This window comes from Nostoc sp. NMS4, assembly GCF_017115095.1.
GTDB lineage: Bacteria > Cyanobacteriota > Cyanobacteriia > Cyanobacteriales > Nostocaceae > Nostoc.
The window spans coordinates 1-15,805 of sequence record NZ_JABXKI010000141.1; the positions used below are offsets into that span (position 1 = coordinate 1).

General features: G+C 39.8%; 15 protein-coding genes and 1 pseudogene. 4 read left to right on the top strand and 12 right to left on the bottom strand.

Annotated elements, in window-relative coordinates; all coding sequences use genetic code 11:
* A partial coding sequence (locus HWQ37_RS11645; protein WP_292747239.1) for a hypothetical protein occupies positions 1-1,276 on the bottom strand: 1,276 nt, incomplete at its 3' end.
* Between the two features lie 89 nt (positions 1,277-1,365).
* The gene (locus HWQ37_RS11650) at positions 1,366-1,803 is read right to left on the bottom strand and encodes a hypothetical protein (RefSeq protein ID WP_292747242.1); all 438 of its coding nucleotides are present in this window, start codon (positions 1,801-1,803) and stop codon (positions 1,366-1,368) included.
* A 269-nt stretch (positions 1,804-2,072) separates the two neighbouring features.
* On the opposite strand from HWQ37_RS11650, the gene HWQ37_RS11655 reads away from it, so the two are divergent.
* Entirely contained in the window at positions 2,073-3,185 is a 1,113-nt protein-coding gene (locus tag HWQ37_RS11655) for a phospholipase D-like domain-containing protein (protein ID WP_292747245.1), read from the top strand.
* Between the two features lie 240 nt (positions 3,186-3,425).
* Here HWQ37_RS11655 and HWQ37_RS11660 read toward each other — a convergent pair whose 3' ends face one another.
* Positions 3,426-4,010 carry a DUF2808 domain-containing protein gene (locus HWQ37_RS11660; RefSeq protein WP_292747248.1) on the bottom strand — a complete coding sequence of 195 codons (585 nt, stop codon included), beginning with the start codon at positions 4,008-4,010 and terminating at the stop codon, positions 3,426-3,428.
* A 751-nt stretch (positions 4,011-4,761) separates the two neighbouring features.
* Between HWQ37_RS11660 and HWQ37_RS11665 the strand changes: the two genes are divergently transcribed.
* Positions 4,762-5,982, top strand: coding sequence for a YncE family protein (locus HWQ37_RS11665; RefSeq protein WP_292747250.1), 1,221 nt, complete (start codon positions 4,762-4,764; stop codon positions 5,980-5,982).
* A 328-nt stretch (positions 5,983-6,310) separates the two neighbouring features.
* On the opposite strand, the gene HWQ37_RS11670 is transcribed toward HWQ37_RS11665, so the two are convergent.
* From HWQ37_RS11670 to HWQ37_RS11680, 3 genes are all read right to left on the bottom strand, one after another.
* On the bottom strand, positions 6,311-7,372 hold the full coding sequence (locus tag HWQ37_RS11670; protein ID WP_292747253.1) for a YncE family protein: 1,062 nt from the start codon (positions 7,370-7,372) through the stop codon (positions 6,311-6,313).
* A gap of 221 nt (positions 7,373-7,593) precedes the next feature.
* Positions 7,594-8,502 carry a class I SAM-dependent methyltransferase gene (locus tag HWQ37_RS11675; protein ID WP_292747256.1) on the bottom strand — a complete coding sequence of 303 codons (909 nt, stop codon included), beginning with the start codon at positions 8,500-8,502 and terminating at the stop codon, positions 7,594-7,596.
* A gap of 211 nt (positions 8,503-8,713) precedes the next feature.
* Positions 8,714-9,187, bottom strand: coding sequence for a DUF2808 domain-containing protein (locus HWQ37_RS11680; protein WP_292747259.1), 474 nt, complete (start codon positions 9,185-9,187; stop codon positions 8,714-8,716).
* A 500-nt stretch (positions 9,188-9,687) separates the two neighbouring features.
* On the opposite strand from HWQ37_RS11680, the gene HWQ37_RS11685 reads away from it, so the two are divergent.
* Positions 9,688-9,816, top strand: coding sequence for a hypothetical protein (locus tag HWQ37_RS11685; RefSeq protein ID WP_292747261.1), 129 nt, complete (start codon positions 9,688-9,690; stop codon positions 9,814-9,816).
* Between the two features lie 8 nt (positions 9,817-9,824).
* On the top strand, positions 9,825-9,905 hold the full coding sequence (locus HWQ37_RS11690) for a hypothetical protein (RefSeq protein WP_292747275.1): 81 nt from the start codon (positions 9,825-9,827) through the stop codon (positions 9,903-9,905).
* 5 nt (positions 9,906-9,910) lie between these two features.
* Here the strand turns inward: HWQ37_RS11690 and HWQ37_RS11695 are convergent, their stop codons facing one another.
* From HWQ37_RS11695 to HWQ37_RS11720, 6 genes and pseudogenes are all read right to left on the bottom strand, one after another.
* Entirely contained in the window at positions 9,911-11,155 is a 1,245-nt protein-coding gene (locus HWQ37_RS11695; RefSeq protein WP_292747262.1) for a HAMP domain-containing sensor histidine kinase, read from the bottom strand.
* Between the two features lie 15 nt (positions 11,156-11,170).
* Entirely contained in the window at positions 11,171-11,845 is a 675-nt protein-coding gene (locus HWQ37_RS11700) for a response regulator transcription factor (protein ID WP_292747265.1), read from the bottom strand.
* Positions 11,846-11,950: 105 nt separating this feature from the next.
* A complete protein-coding gene (locus HWQ37_RS11705) occupies positions 11,951-12,694 on the bottom strand; it encodes a COG4705 family protein (RefSeq protein WP_292747268.1) in 744 nt (247 codons plus the stop codon).
* Positions 12,695-12,865: 171 nt separating this feature from the next.
* Complete coding sequence (locus HWQ37_RS11710; RefSeq protein ID WP_292747270.1) at positions 12,866-14,401, bottom strand: ArnT family glycosyltransferase; 1,536 nt, start codon at positions 14,399-14,401, stop codon at positions 12,866-12,868.
* A 468-nt stretch (positions 14,402-14,869) separates the two neighbouring features.
* Entirely contained in the window at positions 14,870-15,178 is a 309-nt protein-coding gene (locus tag HWQ37_RS11715; protein WP_292747272.1) for a hypothetical protein, read from the bottom strand.
* 405 nt (positions 15,179-15,583) lie between these two features.
* Positions 15,584-15,805: pseudogene (locus tag HWQ37_RS11720) on the bottom strand (hypothetical protein); the annotation flags it as partial.

The window sequence follows — 15,805 nt, forward strand, 5'->3', positions numbered from 1 at the left end:
AAATAATTAGCAATCGTTCCGCAGATAAGTAACTTAGCACAGGGTTACGAAATTTTTTAATATATGTTGTATCTGTAGGATTATAGCCAAACTGGGGAGCGATCGCTTTCAATTGCTCTTGAACAGTGGTAACAGCCGGAATTGATAAAACAAAATCGGCATCTGACAGGTTATGCAAGGCATATTCAGCCAGGAAGTTAGTAAGTGAAGAATTTGTACTCAGCGCGAAACTGCCAAGCTTACGGACTATCGGCAAACGTAGATGGTTTTGCTTATCCATGAATAAATAACCTTGAATCACGGGGTCAATTCCAGCAATAATTGCAGCCGCACGTAACCAGTTAACTACCTTATACTCGTTACCGAGAGTGGGAGATGAGTGAGCGCAAGCTTGAGTAATCACAAACTCTGGGGATAACTTTCGCTTCATCGTCTCTGCCAAACTGATGATGTGATGACCACCAGTTCTAGAATCGCCCGACGCACCATAATTGTCTGTTTTACCATTGCCACCGAAGTTCAACTCCTGAAACTCAGTGCCTGAAGCATTCCACTGAAAAACTATTGACTTAGCCCAGTCATGCCAGATTGGTGCTGCAATTAATAGGTCGTTACTGATATAAATGCTTGAATCTACTTTGCTTTCACTATCTGGATTGACAATTGGTAAACCATTACTGTTTGTTTGACCATATATTAGCCGATAGTTACTCGCAAAGCTCAAATTACTAATATTATTAAATGCTTCATGTATTGGTAGTCCTCCGGGATAAGCATGGTGACTGTTATTTCCACTTCCAGGTGCAGAGAAAAAAGACTGGGGAAGTTGGGGGCAGGCAGTATTATCATTAATAACTGGTGGGAAAATTCCAACTATTAGTCCACTTGGAAAGGTCGTATCAGCAGCATCTACCAAGCCGACTTTGAGCAATTGCTCTACAATCTCCTGCTTTTTCCCATCAGTTAACCCATATCTATGCATGATACAGGTTGTGGGATTATCAATGGCATCAAGTGTGGCTTTTCTCAGTTTGACATCTTTTATTTCTTGTGTCTGGTTTACCAAAAAATTTTTCGCTGACTGCACTAAGGGGGATTTTTCAGCAAGCCTAATTGCTTCAGTATTACCCGCTCCCAACATCTGTTGGTTGGTGTTATTGCTCATGACATCAGAGCCTTTGAGTTTGCCTTGTTCCTCAAGGGCTCGTAAAGGTGTGAGCAACAATAATAAGCTCAAGCATAAACTTACTAATAATAGAAGATGAGATGATTTCATAGAGATTATCAGCCTTTAATTACAAAAGATTAATCCTCTATTGCAGTTGCCTCTCTTAAACTTACTTCCTAGAGGCAACCGCAACTTATTTAGGTGTAAATTGGCCCATGTGAATCTTGACTACGAATGGGGAATTCTACGAATCCCACTGGATGATGAGTAAAATGCAGTACAGACAACCCGGGATTATCTTCAGTCGCATAGGCCATAGATGCGTCTATGTATTCACCCTGTAACCGTGCTAGTTCTCCTGCGATAAATGGTACTGGATCTACTAACCCTTCATTATCTCCGAAGCGAATAGCCACAAAAATTTCATTGCTCACTTCCAGTCCTTCTGGAAATCCCTCAGTATGCTCTACCTGAATATTGCTTAAAATTAAATGCTGATGATTCGCACCATGATGATTTTCTGGAGCCGGAAACAATTTTTCAATGTTCCCAACTACTCGAATTAGTGGTGCGCCCAAGGAATGCTTGAAACGATGATGATTGAGAAATCCTGTTGCTTTGGTAAAGTTGCTCATCAAAACTCCTTTTCCGAGTTGAAAAATTTTACTAGACACTTTTCAGTCAATCACGAAGCAAGGCTTTCAAAAGTATACATGAGATACATTTTTACAAATCCACTCATCCTCAAATTAAACCTAACTTAAACTCCAGATAAACAAATATTAATCTATCTGGTTTTTAGATAAACTTCAGATTTATTTAATATCTTTAATTCACTTATTTGTCAAACTACTTCATCAATATGGAGTACAGTAAAAGCAAATAACTCAAACAGGGCTGACTTATGTCGAAAAAAGTGAGTTCAGCAATTAATCCGACTTTCTTAACAGATGTAAATCATGGTGGAAAGAAAGAGCAACCACTTTTGATTGCAGAACAATTAGCTGAGTTTATTAATGGAGCAAAGTCAAATCTGCACATTGCAATCTATGATTTTCGTTTAATGGAATCAACCCTTGCAGAACCCGTAATTACAGCACTTAAGAACAAAGCCCAAGCGGGTGTCAAAGTCCGAATTGCTTTCGATCATGGAAAACCTGAAACTAAAACAGTTGATGCTTTTATCGCTAGTGGCAGTGATCCAGCACCGAAAGGAACCAAAGCATTCCTAGAAAGTGTATTTGAGGGAACTCAAGTTGAAATAAAGAGCATTGCTGGCTCAAAGCTGATGCATAATAAATATGTCATCCGAGATGTGAATACCAGTGAAGCAACTTTGTGGACTGGTTCAGCTAACTTTACAGATGATGCTTGGACTTACCAAGATAACAATATATTGCAAATTTCTTCACCGCAGCTTTGCTCATACTATGAAACTGACTTTCAGGAATTGTGGGTGAGTGGCAATATCAAGACCACGGGTGTTGGGGATACTGGTAAAGTTTATATTGCTTCAACTGAAGTTGATTTCGCTTTCTCGCCAGGGGAGGGTCAGACTATTGACCACATCATCTCTAGTTTGATTGGTTCAGCAAAAAACCGAATCAAGATTGCTTCCATGATGATCACTTCTCATGCAATTCTCGCTGCACTTGATGATGCCCTCAGACACAAACAGGTGAAAGATTTTAGTGGAGTATACGATGCTACACAAATGTCTCATGTGGTGAAACTTTGGCTCAAAACTGAAGCAAGTGTCGGTGTTGCTGAAACTTTTAAAGAGGTATCATCTCATCTAGTTGGGAAGCACTCCGAGCCTTATAAACCAGATAGCAAACACAATTTCATGCACAATAAGGTTGTAGTATGTGACAATATTGTGGTCAGCGGCAGTTTTAACTTTTCTCGCAGTGCCACACAGAATGCTGAAAATATCGTTGTGTTACATGATGAAAGCTTGGCAGAGCAATATAGCGATTACATTGACCAATTGCTGACGCACTATAGTAAAGTATAAGTTTCCTTTATTTCGGGATTTTAAACAACTTATTTAGTAAAAATACTTTGTCATACTTAGATATTTATGCAAGTATAGACATCTAAGTAAACTTTCGGTATTTAATTCTTATCGGCTTATCTAAATTCTTCCTGTTTCCAAGTTTCAAATCACAGATGACTTTTCGTCGTCAACACTCTTAGAAAATGTTTTAAAAGTCTCGAAGAGTATAGTTTTTACCTATACTCATAGAGCTAACGGCTACTTGTAAAAGTGTAGGCGACCGTAACCTAAAAACTGACCAATACCATTTTCTCCTGCTGGATAAGCAGTAACGCCAAATAAATACACTCCCCCAAGCTGAGGATTTCCCTTGGTTACGATCTCGACCGTTACCGTGCTACCAGGGACAACAGGTGGATCAAATACTACCGTTTGCTTGTTAGATTCGGATAGTTCAGTACCGCCAATGCTAGCCAAATGCAAGGCGGAACCACCAGCGAAACTGTTACCTTTAAAAGCGCGGTGTTGACTCACATCAAATGCAATTGTTTCTACATTTGGGAGCTGTACGATTGAGACAGCTTCTAGAGGCTCCCCAGCATCTTTAGGAACACTAATGGTAAATTGATAGGTTCCAGGTATATTAGAACTGCTAAAGCTAGTAGCAGTTCTAATTAATCGGGGAGAATTATTAAAGGCAATCTGCCCATTACTTAGCCGGATTGCGAAAGCAGGCGAGACTAACAGCAACCCAGGTAGCAAAAAACTTAAAGTCAACGTACTAGCACTGTAAAGACAGGTATTGAGGAATGATGATTTGAAATTGACAGTTTTCCGTAACATTTTTCTAATCCTTAAATGTTGCAAATCTTATGTTTACTGACTGATATAAATTCTCTTTGATAACGGTTCTCGGCTCTTGTGAGGTAAAAGAACCCCACCCCTAAACCCTAAGAGCAAGTGAGAAGGCGACTATGATCTACCTAATATGATTAGGAAACCCTATAAACGCTATATATGATGTATTACCCAATCGAAATACAGAATTCAGCAATCTTGAGCCTGGGGCATTCCGAAGAGCTACTGCGAAAGTTGACCACCAAACTTTCTTGTTTTGTGGGGGTGCAAAAACGCCGATTATTCAGATGCAATTTCCGCCAGAATACAATTCGTCTATTCTGACGATTGATGCCAATATTGCTGTTTAGATATATATAGAATATCTGGTTTGAAGGCAGAAAGCATCTGTCTGAGAGATGATAATCTTGCGGGGTGTAAAACATCTCTCTGACAGCTATTTCATCGGTTGCACAAACCAACTGATGAGTGTAGTGGATGCTTTTATTGACTGATTATAGTGTTGTGCAAGTCACTAATGTCGGAACTTGAAAAGCTAAGGCATTAGCGACTTGCCTACAACTATCGCTTGCAGCCGCAGGCATCGCGGCGAATAAAACTGTATCAATTAAAGTCCCTGAAATTTCCGGGCTTCAAACCCAAGTTGTACCGTATAAAAAAGCTGCACCAAATAGCCTATCCACAAAACAATACTGCTTTACAATGCAATCCTTAAGTCTGTAAGATTGTGTCTGAAATGAAGACACAGTTGATTAAACTTTCTAGTTACATGAATTTTAAGCATTTACTGTTACTTGCTTTGCCTTGCACCTTTGGGCTAGTTGTTAGCACCTGCACTAACCAAGCAGCTAATGCTGCTAGCTTGACGGCAAACTCTCAACTGATTGATACCATCCCAGTACCACCAGGCAATCCGCTCCAGTCTTTTGATGTCAGCTTTGTCGATTCTAAAACTGGGATTTATTACCTCAGCGACCGAGCGAATTCGCGGGTTGACCTCATAAATACACGAACCGACCAATTAATCGGCAGCATTCCAGGCTTTTCCGGCTTCCCTGGTGGAGACAAAACCATTGGCGGACCGAATGGGATTTTTACAGTCAATAACAGTAGTCAACTGTTTGCTGATAACGGAGATAGCACGGTAAAAGTTGTCGATTTGACATCTGATACAATAATCAACTCAATTTCCACTGGTGGTCAGAAACGAGCGGATGAGGGGGCATACGATCCTCAAGACGGCATTGCTTTAGTCATTAACGGGGCTGATTCTTCACCCTTTGGCTCACTTATTTCCACTAGCAGCGGCACAGTTACCCAAAAAATTCAGGTTCCGGGCGCAACTGGCGGTTTAGAAGCACCGACATGGGATAGCGCTAACGACCAGTTTTATTTGTCAGTACCAGAACTTAACGGTAGTTCAACTGATGGTGGCGTAGCACAAATAGACCCGAAAACCCGAAAAGTTGTCAACGTCTTCTCGCTTAGAGGCTGTTCACCTGCTGGTATTGCAGCCAATCCAACAAATCAACACTTACTGCTGGGGTGTGATAGTAAGGGCTTGCTCGTGAATGCAACTAACGGCAGCATCATCGCCTCATTCCCGGAAGTAGGAGGGGCAGATCAAGTTTGGTACAACCCTGGTGATAACCGTTTTTACCTGGGAGCAGCAGGTAGCCCCAATGGTTCAGTTCTTGGTATCATCGATGGCAGTACTGATACTTTGCTCCAGACTATTCCGACAGCACCAGGTGCTAAAGCAGTTTCGGTAGACTCTGTTAATAATCGGATATTTGTAGCGCTCACTCCTAATTTTACAACACCAAATTGCACCAATGGTTGTATTGGTGTGTATGCAGATGTTCCTGAACCCTCTGAAATATTAGGCACACTAGCCTTGGGTGCAATTGGAGCGGGTTATCTAGTCAAGCGCCAATTCAACAAAGCAGAATTATGAAGAGGGGGAAAGGGGAAAGGGAACCAGTAACTTAAAAGCTCTTGTTTCAATGTGCAAGGGTTTTGAGACCGGGAGCAATGCGATTTTGTGAGGTGCTAAAACCGAGAACGGAAATAGCTATTTCGGGATGCGTAGGCGCAGCCCGCCATAGGCATCGCAACGAAATGCCCTGCTCAAGTCCAAAAATTACTCATTTGATAATACGATTGATCCAAATACTGGGGTGGCATTTTCAACTGAGGATGCTGCTGCTCAGGGTCAGTTATTGTATGGTCAGAGCATCATCAATGCCGGATTGGGAGATCCAATGCCCTGACAATTGTTTTGGTCAATCTCCTAAAACCAGAATCACAAAAGTACCAGGGATAATACTTGGTCTAGATCGCTCCTTCCCTGCGACGGGGGTAGACTTTGCTTGAAATTTGGCTGTGTCCAAATATAACTTATGGGTCTTCAAATCTAACGCCATTGTCCGCGCTCCTGGCTGGGTTATGACGTTATTCACAATACTAAATTTATCGGCAGAGTCCTCATGTACTACTGTTAGTGAACCTTCACCGTTTGAACTGAAAGCTAATCTAGTCACTGGGTCATAAGCAATTGCATCCGTCCTCTTGCCAATTGGCAGTGTTGCTTTAATACTTCCTGTATTTGCATCCACTACACTCATCAGTTGGTTTGTGCAACCGATGAACAAGCGTTGATGCTGTCTATCTATTGCAATCCCAGTTGGTTCTGAGCAAGGTTTGAGCGCCCAATGTCCCTTTACTTGGAGATTACTAGCATTGATTGCGACGACTTCGTTTTTGTCCTCTAAATTCACGAAAATCTGCCCTAAGCCATCGGCAGCTGCAAATTCTGGTTTGCCACCTAAAGCGATTGTCCCCAGGACTTTAGTAGTTTTGGCATCAAAAACAGTTGCCGAGTTGCTCAAACCGTTAAAAGTGAAGACTTTCTGGGACACAGCATCATAGACAATTGCATCTGGGTTAGAACCAGTTTTAACTTCTCCTATAACTTGTAGTGTCTTTAAATCGAAAATAGTAGCTGTTGCCGTCTTACCATTACTAGTAAAGCCACGACTCAATTCTGGAGCAATGGCAACACCATGTACTCCAGCAGTATGAGGAATTTCGCCCACAACCAACCCCGTGTCAACATTTAATACTGTTACCCTTGTGGAGCGCGTAATGTATAGGCGACGGGCAGCACTATCCAATGTTAGGTAATCCCATCGTCCTTCTCCACCTAAAGGTATTTTTTTTATTATGTGGTAGTTCGGAGTTGGTAATGTGCCACTAATTACCGCATAGTGAAAGCAAAAGCTCAAACCGGAGATGAATACAGAGGCAATACCTGTGCCAATCCTACGAGAAAGTATGCTATTCAAAATATATTCCTTTCCTTTTACAATTATTTTTCGGATATTACCAGACTTCGATTGTATTGGGAGCAGTACCTCAAAGTTAGCTGCTAAAAATTGGGTGGATAAATCGAATGGCACGCTTATTTTCACCAAATCCATAAGGTATAAGGATCTCTAGGATGTGAGGGTGTCAGGGGATAGGGAATATTGGTCAAAAAATAAGAACTAAATAGGAGGTTGTTGAATCATCTCTTTTCAAAAACCTCCTTTGTTTTTACTAGATCGCCAACGGCGGGGCTTCTCTCAAGCAATACAACACTACCTTGCTGCTGAATTTTTTCCCAATATTCATTAGCAACCAATTTCATAATTATTTCTAGTAACCAGGTAAATTTTATCCCTCGATTGAGTCGGTGTAACTCTTTCCATGCAGATACAGATTTTGCAACTTTCCAATTATACTGTTGAAAAAATTCTGCCCCTTGCTCAGGAGCAAATAACAAGGTTTTATTCCCATTCGCAAAATATTGGTCAAAAATTTTTCGAGCGTAAACTTGATCATAATCTTTTAACGCTAATGATGATTCCAATTCAAATAGCCACCAATTCAGATTAGATTGCTCATAAATATCGGTTGCAAGTAATGCTACTTGGGTTTCATGTAGATATGATAGCAACCCTTCTGTAATGACTAGCGCCTGTCTCGTTGCAAGATTAATCTCGGAAAAAAAAGTCTTTCTCAATGCCAGGTTGGTAATATCGAGTTTGACACGTTCAAGCAAACACAAAGGTTGCTGGTCTTTAAGTAATTGTTCTTTGTAAGCAATGATTTCCGGCAAGTCAACTTCAATCCAACAAAGCGAAGCACAAAAAGGTAATCGATAGGGTCGAGTATCCAACCCCGCAGCCAGATTGATTACAGTGTCAATATTTTTGGAATTAATTAACTGTAAAATCAAGTTATCAAGAACATAGGTGCGAATGGCGATCGCATTTGTAATTTTGTCTTTCTCTCCTATAACCTCAACAAGCATTTCACCTTTTCCACCAGCTAAAACACGGGCTAATGGATCTTTAAATAATGCATCTACACGTTCGCTTTCCAATGCCCGATACATTGCCACTAAATATGCAGTTTCCGCAATATTTTTCATTTAATAAAGTATTATTTGTAATTCTGGATAGACTTGTAAAAAGATTACATCTGTCTGAGCAAAAACTGGCTAAGGAAACGGATAAACATACTAACGACTCAATTGTTATGCATAAAGACAATACTAATACACGTGAAACCCGCAGTCATACTCCTCTTATCACAACCATTACGGCTAAAATTGCTGTGCAACTTTTTAGCAAAAACACCTGTTAGTAAATTCGTAGCCGAAATACACCCACTGGGATATCTGCATTCAGCCCCACAAGTCTGACAGAAACCGAATAAAGCCAAGCATTAGAAGTTCCTGAGATTAAGACACGATTGAGATCAATGTTGAGTTCAGTTCCCGGAGCTACCTGCTGAGGGAAAGTAATTTTAATGGTTCTACCATTAACAGTAATATTGGCAGCAATTTTTTGACCAGACTGGTCAGATAAGTTAATGTCATTCCTTACAGTTAAACCTTGAGGTACAGCAATAGTAATCTGGGATAAAGCTCTGCTATCTTGGGGAATTTTTAGCTGGAAAGAATCTCTGACAACTTTCGCCTTATTTTGAGGGAATTGCACTGCCCCAACAATGTTAGGAAATCTGCTATTTTTTATCGTGGTTGTGCTATGGGCAGCAGATGATAAAGACGCAATTGTTAAAGTTAATACAATAGCATGAATTAGCTTTTTCATATTAAGCTTCCTGAAAAATCTAGTGAACAAATTTACTCTGGATAAAAAAATTAAGAATTTGGAAATTTAGTACAACATTATTGACAGATTCTACTGGAATAAGCTTTCTATATCGTTAAAGATAGAGATAGGGAAAAGCCTAGCAGGAGATGGATGTTGAGTTATGTTTTTCAAGCATTGTTCAATAGCACAACTAAAACTCAGGTTTCTGGTTATTAATCAGTAATCTCTGGTAAGTAGTTGCACTTTAGACACTAAAAGTAAAGAACTCGAAAAGATTTACCTGAATTTGTTAAGCGTAGGTTTACAGGCTTTGGATTTATATGGAAGGGCAGAACTATAAAAGTGATCGCACAAGCCCTGACTTGTCAGTTTGTGCGATCGCTTGATATTATTTTCACCCTGATACTTGTCCCAGTTCTCTTTCGTCTAGTTTCTTAATTCCGCCCATAGTTGATGATTACATAGCATAGGTTTGAATTATTACTGACCTAAGTGGTATGTCTATAGTCATACCAACACCTCTAAAAGAAACAGAGTATACTAAAGTCTGTGCTTCACCTGGAATTTCAACACCTTTGAGAGAAACTGTCAGTGTAGTAGCAGGAGTTCCGAAATATTTGAGTTAATTAAAGGGGTGACAATTTTAAAAGTTTTAGTCTTTATGGTTAATATAGCTGTATTGTGGTATTTAATAAGACATTTTTATAAACATTAATTAAGTTAAAATACTGGTAAATGCACAGTAAAACAACTACCAATTCCCAATTGACTTGTGGCAGTAATTAATCCACCGTGACTCTCCGCAATAGCTTGGGCAATAGCCAATCCCAAACCAGAACCACCAGAACCACCAGAATTATAAGAACGTGATTTATCTGCTCGCCAAAAACGCTCAAAAATATTTTCTAAATCTCCTGGTGCAATTCCTACACCCGTGTCTTGGACATTAACTATTAGATGGGAAACACTACGATTAGCTATGATTTCTATTGTCCCTTTTGATAGTGTGTAATGTATAGCGTTTTGAATTAAGTTACTAAATAATCGTGTTATCTGATTCGGATCGCCTAACAGATAAAGCTTTTCAGTCAATTGACTTTTCAGATGAATTTCTTTTGCCATTGCTTGCGGCTGATATAGTTGCACTAAGTTATTTAAAATTGAACTAAGATTAACAGTTTCTTGAATGTGATTGGGAATATTATCATGACGAGCTAAAAATAGTAAGTCTTCTGTAAGTCGAGTCATTTGGTTAGTAGCACTAGAAATAGCCTGAAATTTTTCTGCGTCACTTTCTCGCATTCCCTCTGGATACTTGAGTGCTACCCCTGCATTACTTTTAATCGCCATTAAAGGATTGCGGAGTTCATGGGAAGCGTCAGCAGTAAACTGTTTTAAGCGTTCAAAGCTTTCTTCAATTGGTTGCATCGCTTGATGAGTTAGCCAAACTCCACCAGCACCACTAATAATCAAAGCTACAACAATTCCACCACCTAACCCCAAATCTAATTTATTTAAAGTTTCATCGAATTCTTCTAGAGATTGACTTGCTCTTACATATCCAATCAACTCTTTATCATCACTACTAATAATTGGTAAAGTAACAGACTGAATGCGATTTTTACCACCTGTACTAATTTGTTCTCCTTCTTTTACATGAGCAGGTAAACTTAAAATATCTTGTCCCTGTTTTTGGATGAGATTACCTTTAGTATCAAACCAGTTTAATTCTTGATGATTTTTAAGCAATTTGTCTTGAGGTAAGTCATTTTCAATTCTAATTTGACCGTTATCAAACTCGGCATTAGCAACGCCAACTTGTGCTAATGCAGCAAGTTTTTGTGTTTGTTGTTTATAGAAGCTATGAGTAAAAACAATCCGAACGGCAATTGCAAATCCACCTAAGATGAATGATAAAACGATTAAATAAGACAACAGTAAACGACGGCGAATTTTTGCAAACATCAGCTAATTTTGCATTTATTTAGGACACAGGCGATAACCAAAACCGTAAACAGTTTCGATAAAATCCTCCGAACTTCCTACCGCTCTGAGTTTCTTTCTTAAATTTGTCATATGAGTTTTAACGGTTTCTTCCCCGGATAATTTATCAAACTCCCACAATTTATCTAAAATTGCCGAGCGAGTTAAAACTTGGGTAGGATTTTTCAAAAAGCATTCTAATATCATGTATTCTTTATGTGTTAATGATAAAGGTTTACTTCCATAAGTCACATGATAATTTTTAGGGTCTAATTGTAAATCGCCGTGAATTAAAATTAGTTGGTGAATTTCTGGGCTTCTCCGAGATAAAGCTCTAATTCGTGCTGCTAATTCTTCTAGTTCAAATGGTTTAACTAAATAATCATCGCCACCAGCATCAAGTCCTATTATTTTATCTGGTGTTGTATCTCGTGCTGTCAACATTAAAATAAAAGCGTTACATTTAACAGCACGTAAACGTTTACATAGAGTAATTCCATCTAAGCGCGGCAACATTAAATCTAATAAAATTAAATCATAATTACCTGCTTCGGCATATTCCCAACCTTCAATCCCATCACAAGCAATATCAACAGCATGATGCTGGTGCTTTAAATCTTCGGCTAAGGGTTTAGCAATGCGATCGTCATCTTCAACTATTAAGATCCTCATATCTTTGATGCTATGCCAAAAATCAGAAAGGGAAAATTTAGCAACCCTACGATTCCAAGGATGAGATGTGTTCCTATTATGGGGTGAGTTATCTCCTTAAACGTATCACTCAATTTGGTGACGCACCTTTTTCTCGTTTCGCACGGAAAAGAATAGGACAATTGCCAGCAGGATAAAGGCGATCGCCGAAGCATATTCCCTTGGCAGTGAGAGACCGCCATTTTTGACTGGTTTGGTGAGAAAATCTCCAAAGGTGGCTCCGAAGGGACGTGTGAAGATGAACGCGAGCCAGAATAGGAGAATATCGCTCAACTTTGTTATGTAGTGAAGGGCGATGACAACACCAATGACGCTGGCCGTCACGAATGCGCCCTGGATATAGCTCAGTCCTAAATTGCTTGTCAGAAAGTCACCAAAGGCCGTTCCCAAACTGTTGGAGAACACGACAGCCAGCCAATAGGTGGTTTCTGCGTCTTTCCTTATGATGGGATAAACACTTAGATCCCGATCCCGGTAATACCAGATGGCAAGAACACTCAATAGACTCGCTACCAGAATCAGCGATCCCACCGCATAGCCCAGCCCAAGAGATCGATCTATTAAGTCTGAAACTTCGGTTCCGGCTGTGGTTGTCGCAATGATCGCCACCCAGTAAAGGACTGGAATATATCTGTCGGATTGAATTTGAAAAAACAGGAGAATAGCCAGAATAGCGAACGTTATGGCAAAGGCTATGTAATACCCCAGCCCCAGAGTCATTGAGATGAAGTCACCTGCCGTCTCGCCGAGCGTCGTGGCGATAATCTTCATGATCCAGAAGAAAATTGTGACTTTTGCAACTTTGTTCATTTCTTTTTCACAATAAAAAAATAGTCAGTCATGAGAATTCAGATTAGCGATCGCTAATCAGTCTTCTCGGTCAATCGGCAGTAAGGCTGGTTTCTTCTGTTTAAGTTTTTTCTAAAACCCTTAATCGTACCACAAAATAATTATGCAATAGGTCTATAAGATTATCATGTATTATTTAATTGATGGTGATATCAGAGTAAAGTTATTAGCAGTGCCGAGAACCTGATATTCAGATAAAATTATTTGCTGTAAAGTCGGATGATCTAATAATAAATAAGATTGATGATAAAATTGTTCTTTTAAAACAGCAACAGAAGCAGAAATTACTTTACAATCGCTATAGAAATCTAAACTAGGACGATTATAAGCAAATGAGCTATAGATTGTTGTTCCTGGTAAGGCGTGTTGACGAATTAATGCTGCAACTGGTTTGACTGGAAAAGCTTCTTTTAATTCCCAAATCCAAGATTGCGAACTTACCAGCAGGATTAAAACTAAATACATCCCTGTAAATAAAACTGGAATAAATTTGCGATCGCGGTGTTTAACTAGCCATGCCGCAATGCTCATACTTATTGCTAAAACAATGCTCATGACTATCAAAATAGGCTCTTTCTTAATAAGAAAGTAAACACAACCTCCTAAACCTGCAATAGCAATAATAGCCAGGAATATTGTCCAAGTTCGCACTCGGAAATCACAACTCTGCCAAACTTCGCTCAAATTAGCACCAATTGCCAAAGCTAAAAATGGATATACAGGCATGATATACCACGGAAGTTTAGTTCTCATAAAAGAAATAGTTACTAAGTAAACAATTGTGCCTAATAGAACTAGAGAACCCCAAGTAGTATGACGTTTTTTCCAAGCTAGATAAAGCCCTCCAGGTAAAAATAACAGCCAGGGAAAACCATATTTGAGTAATTCAAATAAATAGTACCAAACAGGCCCGCTATGACCTTCAACGGGTTGTATTAGGCGATCAAAGGCTTGAGCTTGAAAATGCACTTCTAAGAAAGTATTGCCATAATGTTGCCATTGAGCAGTATACCAAGCGATCGCTGGAGCATTTCCTAACAAAATTCCCACCCATAAATAGGGACTTTTCAACAAAGCTAATTGTCGATCTGCAAACAGGAATAAACAGGCGATCGCCCCCAACAGCAAAACTACCATCCCCTTAGTTAGAATAATTAACCCCAGACAAAATCCCACCCCTAGAGCATATCTTCGATTCTGACGTGCCTTCAAAAGACAAAACAACAACAGCAAGAAAAAAGAAATAGTCATCCCATCTAACATTGCTAGTCGTCCATGACGCACTACAGGCAACATTGTCAAGTAAACTAAAGCAGCAAATAGAGCCGGTAAACTTTGCTTAAAAGCCAAACGCCCCACCAAATAAAGCAAAGGCACTCCCACAGCAGTTAAAACCGCACCAGGTAAGCGTGTAGTTAACTCTTGCACTCCTCCTATTTGGTAGCAGCAAGCAATTAACCATTGCATCAAAGGCGGTTTTAACAAAAATGGTTCTCCCTGAAGGGTAGGATAAAGCCAGTTTCCAGTACGGTAAATTTCTCTAGCGACTAGAGCATAAGTACCTTCATCCCAGTCTCGTAAAGAGGAGTTTCCTAAAAATATCAGCCATATAACTAGAGATATTACCAGCAAGATAAATAACCATTCTTTTTCTGGGAATAGATGCATATCTAAAATCGGGGGTAGTGATAAGAAAGTAGTGAACCTCTGGAACTCTGTTTAATATCTTCTTCATAATATTTGTCCTTCTCGATCTTTCGCTAGAAGTAAGATGACGAAGGGAGCGATGCGATTTTGTTAGATCGGACTTTAATTCTCAGTTACAGAGTTAGATTCTCAATAAAAACAGTTATTTGGCTGCGATCGCACCCCTAAATACGTGATTTAGCACCCGAATTTTAAGCACCTCACAAAATCGCATTGCTCCCGATGACGAATGGCACACTTGTTTTCAACAAAGCCATAAGGATCTCTAGGGGGTAGGGGATATTGGTCAAAAACTAAGAACCGAACGAAGAATACAAAACATACAACGCTTTTTCCTACACTCCACTACCTGCAACCCCTAATCCCATCCCTGCCAAGGGTTTCACGTTTACAAGCGTGCCATTCGTCAGATGACATCACATCCTAAACTTAGCTGTGCTGCCTCCTTGCATGATGATATTTTTTATAATGTGTCAAATGATACTTAGCTTTATTTATTCTATGCCTTCTTTTCACAGACACTCTTCTCAGATCACTAGCTTCTCTATCCCCATCTTCATGACTACTATCACGATCATGAGGGCTATCTACTTCTGCAATTTGAACACCGCTAGCAGACTGTGATGTAGCTAAAAGATGAGATGGTAATTGATGGGCATACGTTGTTTGCATATAACCACCAAATGCCAAAATACTTACAACAACAGTTGACAGAATAGTTTTGGGGTAATTTTTCATCAGCCAAAATCTTTTGCAATTCAAGTCAGTAATTCAACATTAGACATTAAAAGTCAAGAACTTGAAAAGATTGGAATGGAAAAACCTGTTAGATATTCACTAGGTCTAAGAGGATGTTTGAAAAGTATTTTTGGTAACATTTAAGCCTCGGAAATCTCTCCCCTTTAATTCCCTTGTAGGGAAGGGGGATTTCAAAGCCTATCTCCGCTTGCCTATTTGAATGCCGTATCAATCATGTAGAGAGAGCAATTCCACAGCACTCACTTGACAACTGGCATAGCACGGGACACCAGAAGCGGAAAGTTTTGCCACATCCCTCGTACAACTTCTTGAATGTCCCGTTGTGTTGCTAACTCCATTGAAACTGGAACCCAAAGCCATTGGATGCCAAATTGCCAAAATTGTTTAGGGTGTTATCTCTCTCCCATATTCAGACTCCAGAACACTCAACAGCTTCTCTTCCACAGCTGTCAAATAAGACCGATTCAGTTTCCCCAACGACTGCAACAGACTTTTGACTGTCTCTTCAAGCGAATCGGAATACACTCGACTGATGCGATCGCAAATCACCTGCATCTGCTCACACTCGGCAGGCAGGTAATTGTAAGATTTGAGGTGCTGCAAACC

Bases quoted from the DNA above. Each gene is read 5' to 3' on its own strand.
- HWQ37_RS11695 (WP_292747262.1), bottom strand. From the start codon at position 11,155: ATGTTTGCAAAAATTCGCCGTCGTTTACTGTTGTCTTATTTAATCGTT.
- HWQ37_RS11655 (WP_292747245.1), top strand. From the start codon at position 2,073: ATGTCGAAAAAAGTGAGTTCAGCAATTAATCCGACTTTCTTAACAGAT.
- HWQ37_RS11705 (WP_292747268.1), bottom strand. From the start codon at position 12,694: ATGAACAAAGTTGCAAAAGTCACAATTTTCTTCTGGATCATGAAGATT.
- HWQ37_RS11675 (WP_292747256.1), bottom strand. From the start codon at position 8,502: ATGAAAAATATTGCGGAAACTGCATATTTAGTGGCAATGTATCGGGCA.
- HWQ37_RS11700 (WP_292747265.1), bottom strand. From the start codon at position 11,845: ATGAGGATCTTAATAGTTGAAGATGACGATCGCATTGCTAAACCCTTA.
- HWQ37_RS11660 (WP_292747248.1), bottom strand. From the start codon at position 4,010: ATGTTACGGAAAACTGTCAATTTCAAATCATCATTCCTCAATACCTGT.
- HWQ37_RS11665 (WP_292747250.1), top strand. From the start codon at position 4,762: ATGAAGACACAGTTGATTAAACTTTCTAGTTACATGAATTTTAAGCAT.
- HWQ37_RS11715 (WP_292747272.1), bottom strand. From the start codon at position 15,178: ATGAAAAATTACCCCAAAACTATTCTGTCAACTGTTGTTGTAAGTATT.
- HWQ37_RS11685 (WP_292747261.1), top strand. From the start codon at position 9,688: ATGTCTATAGTCATACCAACACCTCTAAAAGAAACAGAGTATACTAAA.
- HWQ37_RS11680 (WP_292747259.1), bottom strand. From the start codon at position 9,187: ATGAAAAAGCTAATTCATGCTATTGTATTAACTTTAACAATTGCGTCT.
- HWQ37_RS11650 (WP_292747242.1), bottom strand. From the start codon at position 1,803: ATGAGCAACTTTACCAAAGCAACAGGATTTCTCAATCATCATCGTTTC.
- HWQ37_RS11710 (WP_292747270.1), bottom strand. From the start codon at position 14,401: ATGCATCTATTCCCAGAAAAAGAATGGTTATTTATCTTGCTGGTAATA.